Origin of the sequence: Pararhizobium sp., from assembly GCF_965279435.1 — a bacterium.
Lineage (GTDB): Bacteria > Pseudomonadota > Alphaproteobacteria > Rhizobiales > Rhizobiaceae > Pararhizobium.
The window spans coordinates 72,908-94,609 of sequence record NZ_CBDIHY010000002.1 but is presented as its reverse complement, the minus strand read 5'-3'; the positions used below and the strand labels follow the sequence as shown (position 1 = coordinate 94,609).

The window sequence follows — 21,702 nt, the reverse complement described above, 5'->3', positions numbered from 1 at the left end:
TTACTTCCTCCCCCACGTCCGCTTGATGAGATCTTCTATTTCCGTATTCACGGCAGTGAGGGATTCGAGCGCACGGTCATATGTGCCTCTTGTGAACTGGCTCCTGTCGACTTCATAAAGTGTCTGCTTGGTCAGTCCGGCATCCGAAATGGCCGTCGATTTGACCATGGAGTTTTCCAGAACACGGTTTCCGAAAATGGAGCGCATGAAACCCGACATCTGAGACTGCGGCCCGTCGTTTGGCTCGTAACGCGTCACAAGATACCGCATCCAGTCATAGTCCATCGAACCACCGGCCTCTTCGACCACGGACAAGAGGTCGCCGGTCATATGCAGGAACTGGCTCATCGACATCACATCCAGCATCTGGGGATGCACGGTGATGAGAACAGCCGTCGCCGCGCAGAGCGCGGATAGCGTCAGAAAGCCCAATTGCGGTGGGCAGTCGATGACGACGATGTCATAGGCGCTTTCGATCTCGGCCAGGCACTCTCCAATGCGGGAAAAGAACATGGAATCCGTCTTGTGCCGACCAGAGAGCGCCTTGGGCGTTTCATGTTCGAACTCCATCAATTCAAGATTGCCCGGAATGATGTGCAAATTCGGCGTATAGGTCGCACGAACAATGTCGGTTACGTCCCGCTTTGCTCCATCGTACCGGATAGCACCGTAAAGCGTTTCGTTCTCCCCAACATCGAATTCCGGTTGATGGCCGAACAGCGCTGACAGCGATGCCTGCGGATCGAGATCAATTGCTAGAACCCGATAGCCGCGCAGAGCGAGGAATTGTGCAAGATGCGCAGAGGTTGTGGTTTTCCCTGAGCCGCCCTTGAAGTTCATCACGGAGATGACCTGGAGTTTTTCACCGTCGCGGCGATGGCGCACATATTTGCGAGGCCCCTTCCCTCCATCGTCAAGAAGATGGCGAAGGTTTTCGATGTCCTGTACCGAATATTGACGGCGGCCGTTAGCCAGTGGTTCGGGGCCATGCCCATCGGCAACGATTTGCCGAAGATAACCCTGATGGATGCCGATGAAATCAGCCGCTTCCGCAGGCGTGAACTGGCGGATGCTTTTTTGAGCTGTGGGGGGGAATATCCGCTGCTGATGCGCCTGCAACTGCCGCGACAATTCCTCGGCATCAGAGGCGATCATAGACCGCAGGCTCTCACCATTTTTATTGCCTGCGATGTTCAGCATATTGGCCCCGACTCAATCCGCGCTTATTTTTTGATTAGCGCAAAAAATGCGCTGATCTCATTAGGCCCGATTCTGTCCAATGTGGCAAAGTCTTTTTCGTTAACAAGAGATTAACCATCGGCATCGCGACTCGGAGCTTCTTCGTTGTACATGTACAACTCACCAGGGCGCGAGAGGTTGGTTGGTCGGGCCGAAGGTTTCTCCCTGAATATGAAATGGCCGCTTGATCTCTGCTGACGCCAATTGTCTAAAATTTTCAACTGTTCGTGGCCTACGCAAGGAGCGCTTGGTCGTCGTCGATTGCGGTGATGTTTGGTGTCTCGGATTGAACGCGCACCGCTCTGGCCTGAGCGTGACGCGAGGATACGAAATCGGCGGCGTTGTACATGTACAACTTTGGGCGAAACGCTAGATCATCTCGATCATCCGAGATGTTGTCGCGACAAATGAAAACTTCAACCGACAACAGCCAAAGGGCGGCGGAGATAGTTTCGCCGATCTCGAAAGCTCCAAATATTGCCAGCAAGGCCATCCACTATCGAAGGCCGGGTTTACGCCTCCTCTTTCTGTGGGGCTTGCCTACCGCGGCTGGACATGCGCAGCCCCTCCCCCCTCAGCGCGGAAGCTTGGGTTGGCAGTTCATCAAATTTAGTCCGTGGTTGACGCGCAACGCTCCAGTCGGTGATTGTGCGATGACGGCTCCTGTTAGGTGGTGAGTGTAGGTGGCGGCCATCGCCCCGGTGACTCAGAGATGTTGGCGATTTCCGACGGGATAATCCTCTGTGCGGTGTTCAGGTCAACTGCGCGGCGCCATGTCCTGGATCCAGCGGCTGTTCCAGGTTTGCTTTAGTCAGTCGGGTCGGAGCAAGGGTTGATCGGGTTGACTGACGAGGCAACGGTAGTGGCTCTAGAATTTCAGACGGTACGGCCACGAGTTATGGCATAAAACACTGCGGGCTGCTCACGGCCTTGGACTGCTCCGCCCCTTCCTCTCCCCGCGATCGTCATGTAAGGCGACAATGCGTACCATATCAGGCCAATCATCTCGATCACTTGGGGCGTCACGACACCCACTCGACACCTTGATCCGCATGCGGCTTGCCGCCGGTTCGATCATGGCGAAGCCAATAGGTGGCCAGAGCCCTGAGAGGGAGGCCGGAAAGAGCCCGCATCGCCTAGGCCAAGATTAGATAAAGCAGGTAGCGCTGGGTGATCAGGATATCTGCATTCACCGGAAGTGCCGGATACGCCGGCGCACCGCGAGGCTCGAAATGTAAGTGGCCGGCTTCTCACATTCGGGCGTGGTGAAGGGTAGCGCTGGCGCGCCAATCTCGTCGGGGCGTCCAGAACGGCGCTGGAGGGATGCCCCGGACGCGGCAGTAGGGTCACCGGCTTCGATCAACAGCCATTCAGCTCACGGCACCATGGAGCGACGATGAGAAAGCGGTGAGTGGTTACAATAGTATGCTTTCGGGTGAGGGGAGCTAACGCCGGGTTGGCAGACGGATTGGCGACCTTCAGGGGCGGAACCCGGATTTCTCGGGGCGGTAAAATAACGGTTCAAAGGCCAGCAGCTTTTGTCAGGTTGACCCTGAACCGGTCGCGGCGGCGTTGATATTTGCGGGTCATCTCAGCCGACGTGTGGCCAAGCTGCTTTTGTACATAGCGCTCGTCCACCTCGGCGGAAGAGGCAAGGCCAGCGCGCAACGAGTGACCGGAGAATTTGAGCGCCCGCTCGCCCTCGGTAAGGTCTCCTCGGACACCCGCAGCAAGTGCTGCGCGTTTGACCAAGCGGGCAATTTCCTGATCGTTCAACCGGTCCGCGCCCACGGCTTTGCCTTGGCCCGTCACACGGCGGAACAGAGGCCCATGCGCGATGCGGGCCAATGTCAGCCATGTATCAAGTGCTGCAACGGGGCAGGTGGCATCTGACGAGCCACGGCCGATCTCAACCTCGCGCCAACCGGTTTTCCCCCTTAACGTGACGATCAGCCCCTTATCCAGCACCTCGATCCAACCGCGACCGTCCTCCGTCTGATCCTTCTTGACATCCAGTCCGACAATTTCCGAGCGGCGAAGCCCGCCTGCAAAGCCGATCAGCAGCATCGCCCGGTCCCGCAATCCACGCAGCGTTCCCCGGTCGAGCGTCTCGAGCATGGCGATAATGTCTTCCGGCATTACCGCTTCTTTCTGCACTGGCGGCCGGGCATGGCTATTGCGGATACCGGCCATGACTGTCGCAATGTGCCGGTCCTTGCGGTCGAGCGGCTGGCCGCGCTGGGCGTAGTTCCAGGTCAGGGATGAAAGCCGGCGCTCGATCGTCGAAACGGAGTTCGGCTTTCTACCCGCGCCAACTGCACCGGACGCACAGGCGGTAATGTAGAGCCCGACGATCTGCGGCTCAGGGGGGAGGGGGGGTAGAGACTGGCGCCGGCACCAGGCGGCAAAATGCTTCCAGTCGCTCGCATAGGCACGCCGTGTATTGGCGGAGCTGGCTGCCTCGACATAACCGCGGGCACGATCGGCAAGACCGCCGAGATGGGCAGGAAGAGCGGTCGCCCGGCCGGCGGAGTCCGCGTCCGTCGCCGGCGGAAGAGGGGCAGGGGAACCAGCCTCGGCAGGGATAGTTTGGCTTTTATCATCTGTCATATCAACACCATCAAGCGAGATCCCACGGATTAACGACAGCGATGCCGGCGTCGGTAAAGCCAGCGCTGTTGCGCGTCACGACAATCAGATCATGAACAATCGCGGTGGCCGCGATCAACCCGTCAATATCTCCGCGTGGCCGAAGGGCAGCAAGCCGCCCCCATTCGACAGCCACCTGATCGGTGACCGGAAGTATCTGCCCGGCATGGTCATGCCGAAGTTTTCGCAACCATTCAGCAAGACTAGTAGCGGCTCTCCGGCTTGTCGTTTGCATGCCGGCAATACTGCGGGTGATTTCACCAAGGGTGACGACGCTGAGATAAATGGCAGCTGGATCCTGGGCGCGCAGCCAGGTGATCGCTTCCGGTGCGCCGCGCGTCGCTTCGAAGACAATACTGGTATCGACGAGATACATCAGAACACCAGATCACGGCTGGACGACCGTTCGCGAGCCGAAATACTATCAGCAAAAGAATCATCCCAAGGCGGCGCGGCAAGAAGATCGTCAACAAGCGTCGGTCGACCAGCTTTCAGGGCATCATAGTCCTTGGCTGACAGCACGATTGCAGCCCGCTCGCCGCGCAAAGTCACCACCTGCGGCCCCTCAAACTTGGCTTTCTGAATGACTTTAGAGAACTGGTTCTTCGCATCCTGTAACTGCCATTCCATATTCCGCTCCAATCTAGCCTGTCTAGCTAGTTATGTGATTTTTAGGCATTTGACCACCGCCCAGCACGCCCACCGACAAGATTATTATGGGACGAGAAGTACAAGCTTGACCGAATGACGTATCTTTACGACATGTGAACGCCGCTTTGGAACAATGCTGCGCTGTTGCCGGGATATGGTTTGACTGGGCAGCTGACAAAACCAGTAACTAGGCTCAGGACTCATTAATCGATCCAGTAGCAGCATGTTGCGGCGATGGGGATGGCTGAGAAGAATGTGTGGGCACATCGATCGTATCTTGTTGCGATGCGTCTCCAGTTCTTGATCCTGCCGAACATGTTCTCGATGCGGTGGCGTTGCTTCTAGAGCAACTCGTCATAGTGGGCCGGGTCTCGGCGCTTTTTCCCCGGTGGAATGCAGGGAGAAATCCCCTTTTCTTTCAATCCGTTGCGGAACCAGTCGGCATCGTATCCACGATCTGCCAGCAGTTCTTTTGCTTTCGGCAGGCGCTCAAGCAGATGCCGTGCACCTTTGTAATCACTCACCTGGCCCGCCGTCAGCAAGAACAGCAATGGCCTTCCCCTGCCATCGGTGACGGCATGCAGCTTGGAATTCAGGCCACCCTTCGTTCGTCCGATGCAGCGGGAAAGAGCCCCTTTTTTAGCAGGCTGGCTGCGGTGCGATGGGCCTTGAGATGGGTCGCATCGATCATCAATCGATCCGGTTGGCCCGCTTTGCCCGCGAGCGGCTCGAAAATCCGATTGAAGACGCCCAACTCGCTCCATCGGATAAAGCGATTATACAACGTCTTGTGAGGACCGTATTCCTTCGGTGCATCTTTCCACTGAAGTCCATGTTTAAGCACGTAAATAATGCCGCTGACCACACGCCGGTTATCGACACGGGGGATGCCGTGAGCAAGTGGAAAATACGGTCTGATCCGAGCAAGCTGCGAGGGCGTCAGCAAAAACAAATCACTCATGGCAAATCCTCCTGCCAACAGTGAATCAAAACCCGCCGAGTTTGAAAAGGAGTTTAATCAATAGGGCCTGAGCCTAGATATTCCGGCGAAATAACGACCGATAATGCAATTATCGGTCGTTATTAGGTCGCGATGAGCGGTGCGGATTTTGCCATGGATTCTCTAAAAACCGCCCGCTAGAAGGGATCGCCCCGCGTGATTCTCCGCTAATTTCTGGAAAGTCTTCATGGGCAGTATAGCCTCCTTGGTGAACCCGCTACTTGATTCATTTCAGATTTTCAAATTTACCAACGGTGCGGGAATGGCGGCCGGCCGTTTTCTTGCACGCTACAGACGACCATGGCCACGACGGGTTGCTGCGCGCAAATTCGGACGCCATCGTCAACACTCCTGACAAACGCGCAGAAAAATGCGCCGAAACAATTGAAACACATAAGCGTGCGGCAAGAACTCTGACTGAAACATTGGGCTGCGATTGTCTTGCACCAACAGGCCGAACGAAGGGGACCAACGATGCGGGGTAATGAAAGAACCATGGTGGATACGGTGTCAGCGCCGAGTATTACGCCGTCGACGGATTGCACTTCGGCGAAACCTGCTTCTGTTGTCGGCGCGCTTCATGCCCCAATCGTGGAAGGGTTGAACTGGTGCCGCAGTACGATCGATGCGCTCATCATAGAGACCACCTAACCGCAGATTGATCGTAGTCTTCTCCCGGCCGCATACTGAAGACATCCAGTCGGCCGTTCCATTGAAATCCAGAATTTCCAGCGGCCGATTGAAGGCGACCTTTGCCTTGCCCTCACAGAATAATCCGCGCACCGGGCATTCCCGAGCCGCCATAAAGGAACATAATCATGACCATCACCTATACCGGCACATCTGCAAACGACAAGCAATACGGCGTGCTAAATGACCGGAACATTATGTATGGCAAAGCCGGCAATGACTCTCTTATTGGAGGGGACTTGAATGATCAAATTTTGGGAGGAACCGGGAACGACACTCTGGACGGTGGCAGCGGCTACGATACTCTTTACGGCGACGATGGAAACGATACGCTATTCGGTGACGGTGGCGCCGACTATCTTTCCGGAGGTGCTGGTGACGATGTCCTTAATGGTGGCGATGGCGCTGATACGCTATTAAGTTCGTCCGGTAACGATATTCTTGTTGGTGGATCCGGGGATGACAGGTTCTACGTGGATTTCGGGTTTATCGGCGAGATCAAGACGATTGATGCCGGCTCGGGCGAAGACGAGATCTACGTGGGTTTGGGGGCCGACCTGATCGACGGTGGCAGTGGCCAGGACAGGGTCGATTATCACGGCTCCAATCTCGGGGTGTCGGTCAATCTGCAAAAGGGCGTGGGCTCCGAAGGGTACGCTGCAGGCGACACCTACCGCTCGGTCGAGGATGTTTCTGGCTCCTTCTACGACGACACCATAATCGGCAACGGCAATTACAACGAGTTGTTCGGATGGGTCGGCAACGATCTGATGCGCGGCGGTGCTGGCGGCGATTTTCTCGACGGCGGTATCGGCATCGACACGCTGGACTACAGCACATCGGACGCTGGCGTGAAGGTCGATCTCGCCACCGGAAGTACATATGGCGGTGACGCCCAGGGTGATCAGTTCTTCAATTTCGAGGATATCACCGGTAGCGATCATGCTGACCGACTGACTGGCGATAGCACTATTAACACGCTTTCCGGCGGTGCCGGTAACGACGTACTTCAAGGCGGCGCAGGGGCCGACAATATCGTTGGTGGTAAGGGTACAGATACGGCAGATTATAGTACGTCAGTGACTGCGGTACATGCCATCCTTGAAGGTTCGTCCACGGGTGGAGACGCTGAAGGTGACCATGTCTCGGAAGTCGAGAACCTGACTGGCTCCGGCTTCGCCGACATACTGACCGGTAGCGCCACCGCGAATACGCTGAACGGTGGTGCTGGAAACGACCTGCTGACCGGCGGCGCTGGTGCCGATGCGCTGAATGGCGGGGCGGGCACCGATACAGCCTCCTACGCCGGCGCGACCGCGGGTTTAACCATCAACCTCGCCAACATCTCCACAAATACTGGCGACGCCAAGGGTGACAGTTATCTCTCGATCGAGAACCTGACTGGCTCCAGCTTCGCCGACACATTAAACGGCAATACCGGCACCAACGTACTCTCGGGGGGAGGTGGCATCGATATGCTGTTTGGTGGTGCAGGCGCGGACAAACTGATCGGCGGCGCCGGCGCCGACAGCTTCATCTTCAAGACGCTTTCGGAATCCACCGTCCTGCCGACCGGACAGGATACGATCTTCGATTTCAGCCGTGTGCAGGGTGACAAGATCGATCTGTCCAGCATCGATGCCTTTAGCCATACGTCGGGCAATCAGGCCTTTCTCTTTAAGGGTACCGCCGCCTTCTCAGGGCACGATGGTGAACTCCGTTATGTCAAGGGAGCCAGCGACACATACGTCTACGGAGACGTCAACGGCGACAAGACTGCCGATTTCAGCATTCGTCTCGATGACTCGATGGCTTTGGTAGCAAGCGATTTCCTTTTGTAGCGCTGCAAGCGGCAGAATGGGGCTTTGCAGACGATGGCGGGCCCCATTCAAGGATTGAAGTAGGAACATGAGCTGGACGGCACAATCACCCGCGTCGTTTTCGCAAGCGCGATGATGCCGTTGCCGGGCGGAGGTTCAGACGACGGCGATATAAAACCGGATCGAAGAACAATGTATCCAGCGGCAGAATCGAACGAATTCCGGCGCAACTTGGTCAGCGTGCTGCCCAAGTTGCGCCGTTTCGCAATGACGCTGACGCGCAATGCGGCTGATGCCGATGATCTGGTTCAGGAGGTTTGCGAGCGCTCAATCACCCGTAACCACCTGTGGAACGGCGAAGGGCGGCTTGAGAGCTGGATATGCGCGATGACACGCAATTTGTGGATCGATGAGATCAGAAAGCGCCGGGTGCGCACCGGCAGTGGCACGGTCGATGCCTTCGAGCAGGATGAACTCCCGATCGACGCGTACGGCGAAATCGCTGTTTATGCCAATCAGCTGCAGAAAATGATCCTCTCCATGCCGGAAGGGTTGGCGAGTGTTTTCCTGTTGGTGAGCATCGAAGGACATAGTTACCGGGAAGCGGCCGACATCCTGAAGATACCGATCGGCACGGTGATGAGCAGGCTTTCAACCGCACGCATGCGCTTGGCCGCAGTGATTACAGACACCATGCCAAAGCTTGAATGTCGGGAGACACGCCGCGCCGATGCTGGAGATTCGTCTGCCTTTCAAAATCGATACGGAAGTGAACGAACACAGCAGCTCTCATCCAACCGAATTGGAGAGACCTAACCCCTGACGAAGGCCCCCTGAGATCAGGCCGAATTTGTGGCCATGATGGGTGATCCTACGTCGGCGACAAGCCTGACGAGATCAGCTTGTCGAGCGGTAGCGGTTTTGGCGAAGACCCGGCTCAGATGCGTCTTCAGTGTGTTCTCACTGATATCAAGTACTGCGGCACACTGCGGCGCGGTCAGTCCTTTGCCGATCTGCAACACGACGCGCGCTTCCGCCGGCGTCAGGTCGTAAAGCGTGATAAGAACGTCCTCCGGCGGCGGCGAGGCTGATGTCGTCGTCGATATGAAGACAGCTGCGCATGCCGGGCGAAAAGCCGCCCGCGCGGTTCCTTCGCTCAGTGGCAGGACGTACGCTACGGCCGGCGGCTGGCCCGCCACGGAGATGGGCAACCCGATGCCACGGGACCCTAGCGACGCATCCGCCCGCGCAGCAGCAGCGATAGCATCCAGCAGAGCTCGCGCCACCACCGGGGTCTGTGCCTGGAGAACCCCGTTTCGCGTTCGAAGCGGCACCTGTGCCGAAAGTATGCGCTCGGCGTTAGAATTGGCATGAAGCACGGTACCGTCCGCGCCGGTGAGGATAACGGGAACAGCCAGACTATCGAGCGCGCCGCGATAAAGCGTAGCTTCCACGCGTGCCTGATCGAGCAGGTCGCCGATCAGTGATGCGCGACGCAGGTGCGGCGAGAGCAATGCCAGGAACCGCTGCTCTTCGGCGCTGATCGGCGGCCGGTTCGCCCATGTGGTGGTACTGAACAGGCCGATGCGATCCGGCGTGTGCACGAATTTCGTCGTGCAGCCTTCACGCAGCCCTTGAGGCTTTGCCCATTCCTGAAAAAAGACCGACCGCTCCAACTCCGCCTCACTGACAACGGACAGCGTTGTCAGTGGCTGATCGATATCGCCGATCACTGCGGCCTTGAGGCCAGGAATCTGATCGAGCTCATAGTCCTGCAAGGCGCGCATCCGTGCATGATCCCAGGGGGACTGGGCTGCGAACCTGCCGCGGCTGTCGCTGAAGCTGGTCAAAGCGATCGTCGTGTAGGCTGCGTCGATCGTATAGGTGATGCGGGTCATGACATCACCCCAGCCCTCGGGGCTCAACGCACAATCGTAGATATCTCCGATGATCGAAGACAGTGTTTCAGCATCCAGCCTTTTCATCCCGTCCCATCTCCACATCCGCAGCGCCGGTCATGATGATGATATAGGCAAGAATCCTGCGGCAGATGCAAATGGAGGTTTCACCGAATGATCAGGATAGGTTGAAAGGGCGTGAACAAGCATCATACTTACGGGTGACGACAGAGACGTCGCCGGGCTCTAAAAGCACCGTCTCGCGAACTGGATGCTGCGCCGCCTCTGGTCCTGAATGCGATGACCAGGCGTCTCGATAGCATCCGCTTCGCCTCGAGTTCGGAGATACAGATGAGCAACCCCACAGTGCCTCAGCCGCGCCTGATTGTCGTGGACGACGAGGAACACCTGCGCGGCATGATTGCCGAATATATGGAAAAAGATAGCTGCTCTGTACGCACCGCATCCTGTGGCGCGTCACTTGACTGGCTTCTTGACCAGCAGGATGCCGATCTCATCGTTCTCGATGTCAATATGCCAGGCGAGAACGGGTTATCGATCCTGCAACGCATTCGCAGCAGGAGCAACATGCCGGTCATGATGTTGACCGCCGCGAGCAATATTGCGGATAAGATCGTGGGATTGGACATCGGTGCCGACGACTACATGACCAAGCCGTTTGACCTGCGTGAGCTGAGGGCCCGCATCCGGGCTGTTCTTCGCCGCTGCCAAGCAGACACCGGCATCATGCCCAACGGTAGATCTGGCGCGGCCCAGAAGAACACTCGGCCGTTCGGCAAGATGTTTGTCGATCTGGATGCCCACTGCCTCGTTCGTTCGGATGGGGGCCATGTGCCGATCACAGCCATGGAATTCGATCTGCTTCACGTGTTCCTGCAGAACCCGGATCGGGTTCTGACGCGAGAAAGGCTGCTCGATCTCGCACACAATCGTGACAACGATCCATTCGATCGCAGCATTGATGTCCGGATTACCCGAATCCGCAAGAAGATAGAACACGATCCGTCCAAACCGCAGACGCTGCGGACCGTTCGGGGTGCCGGCTATATCTATACGCCCGGAAAGCAGATCTGATGCTGGAGGGGCGGCGGCTTTCCGAAGTTGAGCACGCGAGCGGCGGCAGTACCCTCGACCTTGTTCCTATCGGTGCCCCGCAGTTTGTCGGCGCCCTTCTCAACGGTGTTCTCGGTTGCGCGGCCGTCATCGATCCGGCCGGCCGTTATTTTTATGCAAACCAGGACTATCTCGACTTCGTGGGCAGGCCTGCCCAAGAGGTGATCGGCAGCACGGTGTTGGAGGTGCTTGGAGAGAGTGTGCACCGCTCCTATCAGCTGGTCATGCGGGATCTGTTTGCCGGCAAGACCATTCGCCGTGAAGGCTGGAACGATTACGGGCCGCTCGGCAACCGCTATATCGAACAAACGATTACCGCTTATCAGCTCGGGGAAGGCCCCATATCCGGCTATATTGCCTTCTCGCGCGATCTGACAGACCTGAAAATGCATCAACGGGAGCTTATCGAGCGGATCGAAGCCCAGAATGCAGCCGACGCTTATCATGCAGTGATCGTCGATAATGCGCTCGATGCGATCGTGGTGATTGACGAAATGGGCGCCGTCGTCGATTTCAATCCGGCCGCCGTTTCTATCTTTGGCTACAGCCGCGACGAGGCGATGGGACAGCAGATTTCCGAGCTTATCATTCCAATATCCCTGCGTTCGGCCCATAACCGGGGCATAGCGTCGTACATCGACAGTGGCACCACCCGAATTCTCGGCCGGCGGCTGGAACTGGAAGCTGTCCGGTCGACGGGCGAACTCATTCCCGTGGAATTGACGATCACCGAGGTGAAGCTCGGTGCCAAGCGGCTATTTGCTGCGCATCTGCGCGACCTGAGCACTGCTCGCCAGGCGCAGGCGGAAATCGAACGTCAGCGCGACGCATTGCACCAGAATGATAAGCTTGCAGCGCTCGGTTCGCTTCTCGCGGGCGTCGCTCATGAGCTGAACAACCCGCTTTCAATTGTCATCGGGCAGGCGATGATGCTGCGCGAAAAGTCCCTTGATACACCGATGGCAGAAGAACTGGCCCAGCGTAGCGTCAAGATTGAGATCGCGGCCAATCGATGCGCCCGGATCGTACGCAGCTTCCTGGACATGGCGCGACAGCGAAAGCATCAGCGCGATATTGTCGTGATACCCGAACTCATCCACAATGGGCTTGAGCTTCTGAGCTATAACCTGAAAAGCTCCGGCGTCGTGGTTGAAACCGACTTTCCAGATGACCTGCCACCGCTATGGATCGACGGTGACCAGATTCACCAGGTCATCGTCAATCTCGTCGTGAACGCCTATCAGGCTCTCGAGGAGAAAACGGATGGTCAACGCCGTATTAGGATCGCTGCCGAACACGTGCCAGAAGCGCAGACGATTGTATTGCGCATATCCGATAACGGCACCGGCATTCCATCTAGTATCCGCTCGCGCATATTCGATCCCTATTTTACCACCAAACCCCAGGGGTCCGGCACCGGAATTGGCCTCGCCGTTTCAAGAGGTTTGATCGAATCCCACGGTGGCACGCTGGAACTTGACCCGGCGCAGGGCCCTGGTGGCGCCCACTTGATCGTTCGCCTACCGATTGTCGTTCCTGACGGAGACAGTCATCTCCGGACGCCGCTGAAAGCGGAGAACTCGCCGGGTGGCATCGAACAGAGCATACTCATCATCGACGACGAGGTTGAGATAGCGGATCTTTTGGCCGATATCGTCAGGAAGATCGGTTTCCGCGCCGTTGTCGCCTACAGCGGACAGGCGGCCAAAATCTGTCTGAAACAGGCAGGTCTTTCGATCGATGCGATCCTCTGCGACATCCGGATGCCAGACGGAGACGGGCCATCCTTCTTCGACTGGCTGGGCAAAACGCATCCGGCGCTTGCCGGGCGCATCGGGTTTATCACAGGCGACACTTTGGGACCGGCTGCGGGGCGTTTCCTGGCGCGCTCCGGCTGTCCCGTGATCGAAAAGCCTTTCACGCCGGGTGACATTAAACGCATTCTCGCCGCATTGACCAAGGCCGGTGCAGACGTGTGAGGCCGTTCAAGCGCTGACCGATTGGTGACGCGGAAACAATTGAAACACGGATCTGTTCCCCGTGAATTCCGGCAGAAACATTGGCTTGCTAGGTCTTCTGCTCAGAAACGGATGCTGGAGTTGAGGTCATGCAAGAAACCGAAATCGCCATACTGGAACAAAGCTTCGCTGAAGTCGCCGCACTCAGGGAAGAGGCAGCCGAACTGTTTTATGAGCGGCTCTTCGTTCACGATCCTTCGCTGCGAGCCCTGTTCGTCAGCAGTGACATGAAGGAACAGGGCCGCAAGCTGATAGCCGCGCTTTCCCTCGTGGTTGGATCGCTTCGAAAACTCGACACGGTGGTTCCGGCCCTGGAAGCGCTCGCGGTTAAGCATGTGGGCTACGGCGTGCGTGATGAACACTATGCAACGGTGGGCAAGGCACTGATCGAGACTTTGTCATTGTTCTTTGCCAACCGCTTCACGCTTGAGCACCGCGGGGTGTGGACACTGGCCTATGAAACGATCGCTACCGTGATGATCAGGGCGGGGAATACCAGCGGCGTGCGGGAACTGCTGCGGCGTTCGTCTTGAGCCGTCCGATGCAGCTCACTGACCTGGGCTCGAAGCAATCCGACCGGGCTTCGCAAAGAACGAGGATGCAACAATGAACGCCGACGCATTTCCCGGCTTGGTTTTCCATTGACGACGCAACCGACACAATGGTGGAAACACACCGCCTTTGGTTTTGGCCTGCCGGTGCTTTTATGGGCGACGGCCAGCCTCGCCCAGACGGTCAGTTCGCAGGACTGGCAGCTCCTAGAAGTCACGGCAAAGGTTCCAGGCCATCCGGGGACTTCCTATTCCGATCTGCTCAGGCAGGTCATTCCCGACCTCAAGATCAATGAAAACACCGCCACCGGCCATCTGGTGAAGCCGTTGCGCCACATCGCGGCAAAGTACGACGGCGAACTGCCAGCTTCCATTGCCATCGGCTCCCTGCACGTCTTGACCTTCATGGCGGATGGCCGGATGCGGATCGCCATTCTGATGGATCTGGGAACAGTAGAGGCGGCGGTCGAGCAGCCGACCCTGCTATCCGTCTTTGATGATGGCAGGCTCCCGAAACTCCTTGACGCCGTCGATGCCGGAATGGACCGCGACACCTCATATGGCGTGCCCGCACTGTTGAATATCGGCCAGGGCAACCAGGCGCTGGTGACGCGCAGCACTCATTTCAATTCCAACGAAACTTTCGAGATCACAGCGATGATGATCCTGCACGGAAGCCGGCTGAAACTGGTCGACACATTTTTCACCTACGGCGTGCGAACCTGTAATGAGGAGACAAGGCAAATGCTGACCTTGGAGGAGCGGCCGGTAGAAAATGCAAACACCTACTCCGATATCCTGGCAACCATCGAGGAAAATTCGACCCTGACGGGCGAGACTTGTGAGGGTGAAACTCCGCCGGAAGCGGTTTTCGGCAGCACATCTGCCATCTATGGTGGGATACAAAGGCGCGCAATTTCGTGGCCGTTTCGGATGCGCTTGAAAAGTTTCAGCACCGTGCAGCGGAGAAAATGCATAGTCCCTGAGCACGTCGGCGTGCCAGGGATGGGTAGCCTGTCTCCGGCAGCTTCCATCATCGACATTATTTTTTGCAATGCTCACTCAGCCGCTATCCGAGCGAAACAAAGCGGCGTTACAAACGCGGCCAAAGAAATTTCAAGCCACGAGGCATCCCATGTCTTCTTGCCGATTCAAGTCCAAAACTCCTCCTGTCTTTGCGGGCATCACATATCTGCTCATGTCGTTGACCAATGCCGCCTCCGCTCAGGAACCCGTTTCCCTTTTTAGAATTGTCACAGTCAAAGACGAGATTATCGTCGGCCTCAGCGCTTCGGAAATGAGGGAGCTTGGGGGCAGTGACGCCCGTGCAATCGGTAAGGCGTTGGTTGCCAACGGGGAGTTGGCGCTCTGGCAATTCGCAGTCCGCAAGGCTGCCGATGGCTCACTGGAGGAAGCACCGCTTCGTCGTGTCAGTATCCTGGGTCATGAATCGTTGCGTATAGAACCATATGCAACGCCGCTAAGGGTTCTGCCCGTGGAGTAATACCTGCAGCGCCGTCGGGGAGTGCTGCCCCTTTTCCGCTCGTCGGCACTAAGAGCCCTGGCAGATACCGGGCATCGATGTGTACTGTTCTCCGCGAAGTTGACTGCAAGTTGAAAAGTAGGATTGCTCTCGCGCAATGAAAAAATCACCCAAGTTTAGCCTGGAGTTTTCGTTACCACTTTGTTCCGTACTTGGCTTCCTGTTTCTACCTTGCAATTCGGCATCTGCGGGATGGTACCAGGTAAAAAACTACGAAGGCACGGTGGGCCGGGCTCCGGTTCATCTGTCACTTCAAACGTTCGACAAATTGAACGGCGAAACGGACACGCGCATCGTCGGCAGCTACTATTACGATTCCCGTCGTGTTCCCCTTAAACTGGCCGGAAACCGGATCTCCAACGGCGACATAACACTATGTGAAAGCGACCTCGGCCTGGAAAATCCGCAGCCCGCAGCAGAGCCACGGTGCACGTTCACCCTGGGTGTTTCATCGAAAGGCCTGACGGGGACTTGGAAATCGGGAACCACGTCTTTTGACGTTCAGTTGCATGAGGTCGGAGAGCTGGACAACAATGGGGAAGAACGCAATGAGGGCACGGTTGAAATACCAATGTGGTACGTTACCAGGAAGGTCATGTTCCTCGGCGTCTACAAGAAAGTCGACGCTTGTGAGAAGATCGTCATGTCGCACCTGAAGACCGTCAGCATTGTTGATGGCCAGATCCTGGACAACACTCTTCTGGATCAGGCCGAAAAAGACGCCGGCGATGATAGCCTGGCCTGCGAAGCCGGGCTTTTGATGACTGAAATCTATTCGAATCTGGAGCCTGGCGACGGCCTGAACAGCGTGACGATCCACTATGGCGGTGGAAAAATGGGTTATGACGCGATCGCAAGGCTTGAGAGGAATGCCTACTAACAAGGCGGGATCAAACTGAGGACCGAACAGGCGTGGTTGTGCCGCTAGCGGTGCAAAGCCTCGGGGAAGATCCGGCGCGTTGCGCCAGCGGCCCAAATGTTCTGCGAGAAGTCTCCAGCAAAGCTTGAAAGCCTTGCTCTCGGCGCTCTTGGTGCGCGGCGAGAAATAGAGAGGGCATCATTTCCGGCGCGTTGAAATAATGCTCATCTCTGTTCGCCGTTGTGGACAATCTGCTTGGTCTTATTAATTCCGGTGACCCGGAAACCACCGGTCTTGTAAACATGCTGTGCACGTGAATTGTCCGCCGCTACCCGCAGTTTGATCTCGGTATAGCCATGAGTATGAAGCATTGCCTCCAACGCGACTAAAGCACGCCGCCCCAGGCCATTTCCCCTCTGCTCGGGCAGTATGCAGAAATCGCAGATGAAGACCGAACGCTGTTTATCGTCGGGACAATACCAGACGTAGCCGATGACGGTACCGGGACTGTTATCTTTGATAAGGCAGAATAATACCTGGCCAGGCGTTTCCGGACCCAGAGGAAGGTCCCGAGCAATCTCCCGTTGCGCCATCAGCAGCCCATCTGCCGCAGATATTCCGTAGTTGGCTGAAATTTCTGCGGCATAGTCGGGAACAAAATACTCCAGATACTGGATGAACTCTCCACCGAGCATCGGTCTAAACGCGATCATTCTGTTCGTCCTGTTTGTCGGATTCACTTTAGGCTTTCAGCGGAAGTATACCGAGCGATAGGGGGCAGCAACGTTCAAGCAGTGCAATGGCTCAATATCGGAAGCAGCTGGGCTAAACTCCGGTGAGGGGCAGAACCTTTGCCCCCTTGGCGCGAATGGAGGGAGCCTGATATCTCCGGCTCCCTGCTACGATGTTAAAATACAAAGTCGCTGTTCTGGAAAGCGATGGCGTCATCGAAATGAATGATGAAATCGGCCACCTTGTCGCCGTTGGTGTCGCCGTAAACATAGGTGTCGGAGGCTTGTTTTTCAAAACGAAGCTCGCCGTTGGTCCCGCTGAACGCGGCCGTGCCCTTGAAGATGAAGGCCTGGTCGCCTGTAATCGCCGTATTGGCATCGATACCGGAAAGACCGATCTTGTCGCCTTGCGTGTGGCTAAAATCGAAGATCGTATCCCGGCCCGCCGTCGCAACAGTCGTATCGCTGAGCGCCTTGAACAGAAACGTGTCTGCACCTGCACCTCCGGTCAGCTTGTCGGCACCCGTTCCACCTGCAAGTACGTTGTTACCCGCATTTCCTGCCAAGGTATCGTTGTGACTGGAGCCTGTCAGGTTTTCGATCGAGACGTAGACATCGCCCTTGGCGTCGCCGGTATTGGCGGCGGCGGTGGTAAGATTGGCGACAACCCCCGCAGAAGCGCCGGCATAGGACGCCGTGTCGATGTTGGCGCCGCCATCCAGCTTGTCGGCTCCGACACCTCCGATCAGCACGTCATTGCCGGCGGCACCCGAAAGGCTGTTGACCCCGGAATTGCCGGTCAGCGTGTTTGCCAGCGCGTTGCCTGTGCCGCTAATATTGGATGCACCAAGGAGCTTCAGGTTCTCGATAGTCGCAAAGGTGCTGAGATTGCGGGTGATCAGCGAGGTGATCGTATCTATACCCGCACTGTCGACCACCTTGTCAGCGCCGGAGCCGAGAACGTAGGTGTCGTTGCCGGCACCACCGTTCAGCGTATTTGTCCCGGCATTTCCGGTCAGCACATTGGCCAGAGCATTGCCCGTGGCGTTGATATTGTCACTGCCGGAGAGGGTCAGGTTCTCGATAATGGCGTAGGATGCAAGGCTGCGGCTGATCGTTGAGGTGATGGTGTCGACGCCGCCGCCGTCGCTGACAATATCGGCACCAGAGCCGAGTACGTAGATATCATTTCCGAGGCCGCCTTTCAGCGTGTCAACCACGTTGTCCGTGCCCCCGTTGAGGATATTGTTGCCGCTATTGCCGGTAATGATATTCACCAGCATATTGCCGGTACCGGCAATATTGGCGTTGCCTACAAGTGTCAGATTTTCGATGGCCGGATAGCTGGCAAGGCTGCGGCTGATTTCAGACGTGATAGTGTCATTGCCGGCGCTATCAATCACCTTGTCGTAGCCCGTGCCCAGGATATACGTATCGTTGCCCGCACCGCCATTCAACGTGTCAATCTGCACCCCTTTGCTGTGATCCTCGACGCCGCCGGTCAGAATATTGTTTCCGGTCGTGCCGGTAATGATGTTGGCCAGATAGTTGCCGGCCCCGTTAATGTGACCGGTCCCGAGCAGCTGCAGGTTCTCAACGTTATCATAGTTTACAAGCGAGCGGCTGATCGTCGAGGTGATGGTATCCACACCATCATCTGAACCCAAAGTGATGGCTGGAATACCAGACCACTCAGACTCATAAACCAGATCGAACCCGGACCCGAGAGTATAGGTGTCGCTACCGTCGCCACCGCTTAATTTGTCAACAATATTGTCGTTGCCACCGTTCAGGATATTATCGCCGGAATTCCCATAAATTTTGTTCGCAAGTGTGTTGCCAGTTCCGTTGATGTTCAACCCGCCCTCCAAAGAGAGATTTTCGATATTCGAGTAGGCAGTCAGACTGCGCGTAACGTAGGTTCCGATCGTGTCAGAACCGCCACCGTCGATGATTGTAAAGGCCTTTGCACCAAAGCCATAATAATCGTCACCGAGGCCACCATCGACCGCATGGTCGATCGTCCCTTCAGAATTGTCGAAACTATCGTTGCCGTCACCGAGGAACACAGTTCCCTTGATGGTGCCATGGTTGGACACATAGTCCACTCCGGTACTGCCCAGGACCGCGATGTCTGCGGATTCTATGAGGCCGTAGTTGTTCACAATGTTTCTATCTGATGAATTCTCGCCTAATGTTACGGCGGCCATCTTCGCGTCGATAATGCCGTCGGCATCGTTCGTTATATTGACGCCGCCATTGACTGCAAGAATTCCATTGTTCGCGTGAATCGTCCCGGAGTTTCGGAGAAATGACATGCTCGCAGTTGCATTTTCGACCAAAATTCCGGTTTTTGCCTGGATCACCCCTTCGTTGAAAATTGCCATATCATGGGCATTTCCGTAGATACCTATGTTTTCAGCGGTGATATGTCCGACATTTTCCACGGATGTGCCTTCGCCATAGAAGGCAATGCCGTTGTAGGCGTGAATGCTGCCGCCAGTGTCAACCTTGAGAACGGCGTCCGCGCCCATCGAGGAGATTCCGGACTTGTACATTGCGTCGGCGACGATATCGCCCGCTATAGTAATGACGCTGTCGTGGTAAGCGTCGTTGTTGACGATACCGTGGCCGTTGGCGGCGGTAATCGAGCCATCGGCGGTGACGACCCAGCTCTGGCCCGCTTTATCGATGTAGAGTGTATCGGTTTTGGGCGTAGTGATGTAGACGGGCATTGTGCGCCTTCCTTGAAGTTAGAGTTGCCTCCAACTATGCGCGGCCCGTTTCACTCTGATTTCGGAAGCTCTTTGCCGATGTTTCAATTGTTTCAGGAGGCGCTGGGTTCCCAGCAAGCCCAGTGGCGTCATTGGATTGCCGACAATGAAAATTCAGTTTCGCGCAACAGACTGGCGATCTGTATCTCGGCGCTAGTGACTCCGGTATACCGCCATCTTATGGCAGGGTAATCGGTTCAAACCCATCCAAGCGGGCATCTGCACATCCAGTTTCGAAAAGTCACTGTGCGAAACATGGCTGTCACAGCCTCGGGTACCGGCACGGCCTGCTGTTCCCGCTCAACCTGCAGCAGCTTCGTCGATGAGCCACCGTATGAAGTCGTTGACATCGTCAGTTTCACGCTTGGCTTCAACACAAATGCAGTAATAGTTGTGCAACGCGGGAACGCTGAGCTGCAGCGGCTGCACAAGGCGCCCCTCGTCAAGATCGCGCGCTGAAACAACCTCATCGCTCAGTGCAACGCCAAAGCCATCCCGTGCTGCCTGCAGGACAATACCGAAGTCGTCGAAGTAGACATCCGCTTCGCCAGTGTAGGCGATACCAGCTTCCGCCTGCCATCGGCGCCATTGGGAACCATCGTCTTCATGGAGGAGCCGATGATGCGCGAGATCGGAAGCTTGCCGGATGGCATTTGGCCCGCGCAGGAGCTGAGGACTGCACACAGGCGTCATGCGGATACCATGAAGGAGCCGCCACCAGAACCCCGGCCATGGCGGGACGCCATAGACGATCGCGACGTCGACCTTCCGCCAATCCACCCCGTGAAAATGGCTCGAAGTCACAACATTCAGCTGGAAGTTCGGGCTTTCGGCCATGAAGGTGAACAGCCGTGTCGCAAGCCATGCAACGCCATGAACCTGAGGAATGGATATGGTCAGAACTCGCTTAGTTGCCTCGTTGTTTCTGTGGGTAGAGACTTGGCGCACACCGGTATGGATTGCCTCCATGGCGCTTGCCACCGAACGCTGGAGCTGGGTTCCGCTGGCGGTCAAAGCCAGTTGACGGCCGCGTTTTTGAAACAGATCCACACCGAGTGCCGTCTGGAGCGCACGGATCTGCTGGCTGACAGCACCCGGTGTCACATGCAGCTCCGCCGCCGCCGCGCCGACATTACCGAGCCGTGCGACGCTTTCGAAGACGCGAAATCCATGCAGGGGTGGCAGCGCCATTGGGCTTATCCTCAATTCGCCGGAAGCGCCGGCAGGTTTCATGATCAGGTATTCTGGTCGCGCCCGGGACGCATATGTTCGACCACGCGATCGGCCAATACGCGCAGGACTGGGTCGCTCGCCCGGTCGATTTGGCAGACAATGTAATATTCCCGCGCGGCGTTGATCGTAGTCGCGAACGGCTGAATGAGCCGGCCTTCGCTCAAATAATTTCGTGTCAGGACATCCGAGACCAGCGCGACGCCGCGACCCTGGACGGCGGACGCGACCGCTTGCGCCACCGAATTCACCCGGACGCGTGTGTTGCCATCCAGGCCAATGCGCGCGGCGATGGACCATTTTGCCCATTCCCCGCCGTCGTCTTCATGCAGCAAAGCGACCGAACTCAGTTTCCTGTCGCGGTTGCGCAGGTCTAGCCGGGGGAACAGCGTCGGCGAACACACGGCGCATAACCTCACTTCACTGAGCGACCGCCAATATTTACCGGGAAAAGGCGGGTTGTCGTAAACAACGGCGAGGTCGTTGTTCTCCCAGTCCACCTCTGCGGCGGTGATCGCCTCGTTGATCGTGAGATTGGCTATGCCGTGCGTTTCCGCAAAATCGACGATCACCGCAGTCAGCCAGGCAATGCCGAGCGCGGTTGGCACAGAGACCAACAGCGAGGCGGGTTGGCCGCCAGAGGTTATTTTCCGCGAGGCCCGTGTTGCCGTGTCGAGTTGCCCGAGTGATATGGCGACGGCCTGGGAAAAGTCCTTGCCCGCCTCTGTCAGCGCAACATTCCTGCCGGATTTCTGAAACAGGACGATCCCGGTCGCGTCGCTTAGTTTCTTCAGTTGAAGGGAAATCGCGCTGGGGCTGAGGTTCAGTTCCTCGGCGGCATGCCGGACGCCACCGAGACGCGCGGTCGCTTCGAAGGCCGGCAGATACTGCAAATACGGCGCAAGGCGGCTCATT

The 21,702-nt window shown here is 56.8% G+C and carries 17 protein-coding genes and 2 pseudogenes; 8 read left to right on the top strand and 11 right to left on the bottom strand.

Annotation, left to right across the window (positions count from 1 at the left end):
- The 6 genes and pseudogenes from repA to ACQY8Q_RS01975 all read right to left on the bottom strand — a co-directional run bounded on the left by repA (position 1) and on the right by ACQY8Q_RS01975 (position 5,500).
- Positions 1–1,200, bottom strand: a complete 1,200-nt coding sequence (gene repA, locus ACQY8Q_RS02000; RefSeq protein ID WP_428424148.1) for a plasmid partitioning protein RepA — start codon at positions 1,198–1,200, stop codon at positions 1–3.
- A 271-nt stretch (positions 1,201–1,471) separates the two neighbouring features.
- Entirely contained in the window at positions 1,472–1,732 is a 261-nt protein-coding gene (locus ACQY8Q_RS01995; protein WP_428424146.1) for a hypothetical protein, read from the bottom strand.
- A gap of 1,028 nt (positions 1,733–2,760) precedes the next feature.
- On the bottom strand, positions 2,761–3,849 hold the full coding sequence (locus ACQY8Q_RS01990) for a site-specific integrase (protein ID WP_428424144.1): 1,089 nt from the start codon (positions 3,847–3,849) through the stop codon (positions 2,761–2,763).
- A 10-nt stretch (positions 3,850–3,859) separates the two neighbouring features.
- The gene (locus ACQY8Q_RS01985; protein WP_428424142.1) at positions 3,860–4,264 is read right to left on the bottom strand and encodes a type II toxin-antitoxin system VapC family toxin; all 405 of its coding nucleotides are present in this window, start codon (positions 4,262–4,264) and stop codon (positions 3,860–3,862) included.
- Positions 4,264–4,518 (bottom strand): type II toxin-antitoxin system Phd/YefM family antitoxin, encoded by a 255-nt coding sequence (locus tag ACQY8Q_RS01980; protein ID WP_428424140.1) that lies wholly within the window; start codon positions 4,516–4,518, stop codon positions 4,264–4,266. Before ACQY8Q_RS01980 ends, ACQY8Q_RS01985 begins: the two co-directional genes overlap by 1 nt.
- 224 nt (positions 4,519–4,742) lie before the next feature.
- A pseudogene (locus tag ACQY8Q_RS01975) lies at positions 4,743–5,500 on the bottom strand (IS5 family transposase).
- Positions 5,501–6,357: 857 nt separating this feature from the next.
- Here ACQY8Q_RS01975 and ACQY8Q_RS01970 point away from each other — a divergent pair.
- Both ACQY8Q_RS01970 and ACQY8Q_RS01965 read left to right on the top strand, forming a co-directional pair.
- Positions 6,358–8,070: a calcium-binding protein gene (locus ACQY8Q_RS01970; RefSeq protein ID WP_428424138.1), complete on the top strand. Its 1,713-nt coding sequence runs from the start codon at positions 6,358–6,360 to the stop codon at positions 8,068–8,070.
- Between the two features lie 171 nt (positions 8,071–8,241).
- Positions 8,242–8,739 (top strand): annotated as a pseudogene (locus ACQY8Q_RS01965) (RNA polymerase sigma factor); the annotation flags it as partial.
- Positions 8,740–8,888: 149 nt separating this feature from the next.
- On the opposite strand, the gene ACQY8Q_RS01960 reads toward ACQY8Q_RS01965, so the two are convergent.
- Entirely contained in the window at positions 8,889–9,947 is a 1,059-nt protein-coding gene (locus tag ACQY8Q_RS01960; protein ID WP_428424136.1) for a LuxR C-terminal-related transcriptional regulator, read from the bottom strand.
- 49 nt (positions 9,948–9,996) lie between these two features.
- Here ACQY8Q_RS01960 and ACQY8Q_RS01955 point away from each other — a divergent pair, with 49 nt between their 5' ends.
- The 6 genes from ACQY8Q_RS01955 to ACQY8Q_RS01930 all read left to right on the top strand — a co-directional run bounded on the left by ACQY8Q_RS01955 (position 9,997) and on the right by ACQY8Q_RS01930 (position 16,073).
- Positions 9,997–10,125, top strand: coding sequence for a hypothetical protein (locus ACQY8Q_RS01955; protein WP_428424134.1), 129 nt, complete (start codon positions 9,997–9,999; stop codon positions 10,123–10,125).
- 122 nt (positions 10,126–10,247) lie between these two features.
- Complete coding sequence (locus ACQY8Q_RS01950) at positions 10,248–11,042, top strand: response regulator (protein WP_428424132.1); 795 nt, start codon at positions 10,248–10,250, stop codon at positions 11,040–11,042.
- The gene (locus ACQY8Q_RS01945; RefSeq protein ID WP_428424130.1) at positions 11,042–13,060 is read left to right on the top strand and encodes a PAS domain S-box protein; all 2,019 of its coding nucleotides are present in this window, start codon (positions 11,042–11,044) and stop codon (positions 13,058–13,060) included. The genes ACQY8Q_RS01950 and ACQY8Q_RS01945 overlap by 1 nt, the downstream gene beginning before the upstream one ends.
- A gap of 128 nt (positions 13,061–13,188) precedes the next feature.
- Positions 13,189–13,632, top strand: a complete 444-nt coding sequence (locus tag ACQY8Q_RS01940; protein ID WP_428424128.1) for a globin family protein — start codon at positions 13,189–13,191, stop codon at positions 13,630–13,632.
- A gap of 108 nt (positions 13,633–13,740) precedes the next feature.
- Complete coding sequence (locus tag ACQY8Q_RS01935; RefSeq protein ID WP_428424126.1) at positions 13,741–14,898, top strand: hypothetical protein; 1,158 nt, start codon at positions 13,741–13,743, stop codon at positions 14,896–14,898.
- 392 nt (positions 14,899–15,290) lie between these two features.
- Positions 15,291–16,073: a hypothetical protein gene (locus ACQY8Q_RS01930; RefSeq protein ID WP_428424124.1), complete on the top strand. Its 783-nt coding sequence runs from the start codon at positions 15,291–15,293 to the stop codon at positions 16,071–16,073.
- Positions 16,074–16,276: 203 nt separating this feature from the next.
- Here ACQY8Q_RS01930 and ACQY8Q_RS01925 read toward each other — a convergent pair whose 3' ends face one another.
- The 4 genes from ACQY8Q_RS01925 to ACQY8Q_RS01910 form a co-directional block, all read right to left on the bottom strand.
- Complete coding sequence (locus ACQY8Q_RS01925) at positions 16,277–16,765, bottom strand: GNAT family N-acetyltransferase (protein ID WP_428424122.1); 489 nt, start codon at positions 16,763–16,765, stop codon at positions 16,277–16,279.
- 194 nt (positions 16,766–16,959) lie between these two features.
- Positions 16,960–19,518: a beta strand repeat-containing protein gene (locus ACQY8Q_RS01920; protein ID WP_428424120.1), complete on the bottom strand. Its 2,559-nt coding sequence runs from the start codon at positions 19,516–19,518 to the stop codon at positions 16,960–16,962.
- 339 nt (positions 19,519–19,857) lie between these two features.
- Positions 19,858–20,748, bottom strand: a complete 891-nt coding sequence (locus ACQY8Q_RS01915) for a LysR substrate-binding domain-containing protein (RefSeq protein WP_428424118.1) — start codon at positions 20,746–20,748, stop codon at positions 19,858–19,860.
- A 44-nt stretch (positions 20,749–20,792) separates the two neighbouring features.
- Positions 20,793–21,701, bottom strand: coding sequence for a LysR substrate-binding domain-containing protein (locus tag ACQY8Q_RS01910; protein ID WP_428424116.1), 909 nt, complete (start codon positions 21,699–21,701; stop codon positions 20,793–20,795).
- Position 21,702: the final 1 nt, after the last annotated feature.

Excerpts from the sequence above, each read along its gene's own strand:
- ACQY8Q_RS01920 (WP_428424120.1), bottom strand. The coding sequence starts at position 19,518 with ATGCCCGTCTACATCACTACGCCCAAAACCGATACACTCTACATCGAT.
- ACQY8Q_RS01940 (WP_428424128.1), top strand. The coding sequence starts at position 13,189 with ATGCAAGAAACCGAAATCGCCATACTGGAACAAAGCTTCGCTGAAGTC.
- ACQY8Q_RS01960 (WP_428424136.1), bottom strand. The coding sequence starts at position 9,947 with ATGACCCGCATCACCTATACGATCGACGCAGCCTACACGACGATCGCT.
- ACQY8Q_RS01910 (WP_428424116.1), bottom strand. The coding sequence starts at position 21,701 with ATGAGCCGCCTTGCGCCGTATTTGCAGTATCTGCCGGCCTTCGAAGCG.
- ACQY8Q_RS01980 (WP_428424140.1), bottom strand. The coding sequence starts at position 4,518 with ATGGAATGGCAGTTACAGGATGCGAAGAACCAGTTCTCTAAAGTCATT.
- ACQY8Q_RS01925 (WP_428424122.1), bottom strand. The coding sequence starts at position 16,765 with ATGATCGCGTTTAGACCGATGCTCGGTGGAGAGTTCATCCAGTATCTG.
- ACQY8Q_RS01990 (WP_428424144.1), bottom strand. The coding sequence starts at position 3,849 with ATGACAGATGATAAAAGCCAAACTATCCCTGCCGAGGCTGGTTCCCCT.
- ACQY8Q_RS01995 (WP_428424146.1), bottom strand. The coding sequence starts at position 1,732 with ATGGCCTTGCTGGCAATATTTGGAGCTTTCGAGATCGGCGAAACTATC.
- repA (WP_428424148.1), bottom strand. The coding sequence starts at position 1,200 with ATGCTGAACATCGCAGGCAATAAAAATGGTGAGAGCCTGCGGTCTATG.
- ACQY8Q_RS01970 (WP_428424138.1), top strand. The coding sequence starts at position 6,358 with ATGACCATCACCTATACCGGCACATCTGCAAACGACAAGCAATACGGC.
- ACQY8Q_RS01915 (WP_428424118.1), bottom strand. The coding sequence starts at position 20,748 with ATGGCGCTGCCACCCCTGCATGGATTTCGCGTCTTCGAAAGCGTCGCA.
- ACQY8Q_RS01930 (WP_428424124.1), top strand. The coding sequence starts at position 15,291 with ATGAAAAAATCACCCAAGTTTAGCCTGGAGTTTTCGTTACCACTTTGT.
- ACQY8Q_RS01950 (WP_428424132.1), top strand. The coding sequence starts at position 10,248 with ATGACCAGGCGTCTCGATAGCATCCGCTTCGCCTCGAGTTCGGAGATA.
- ACQY8Q_RS01945 (WP_428424130.1), top strand. The coding sequence starts at position 11,042 with ATGCTGGAGGGGCGGCGGCTTTCCGAAGTTGAGCACGCGAGCGGCGGC.
- ACQY8Q_RS01985 (WP_428424142.1), bottom strand. The coding sequence starts at position 4,264 with ATGTATCTCGTCGATACCAGTATTGTCTTCGAAGCGACGCGCGGCGCA.
- ACQY8Q_RS01955 (WP_428424134.1), top strand. The coding sequence starts at position 9,997 with ATGATCGAAGACAGTGTTTCAGCATCCAGCCTTTTCATCCCGTCCCAT.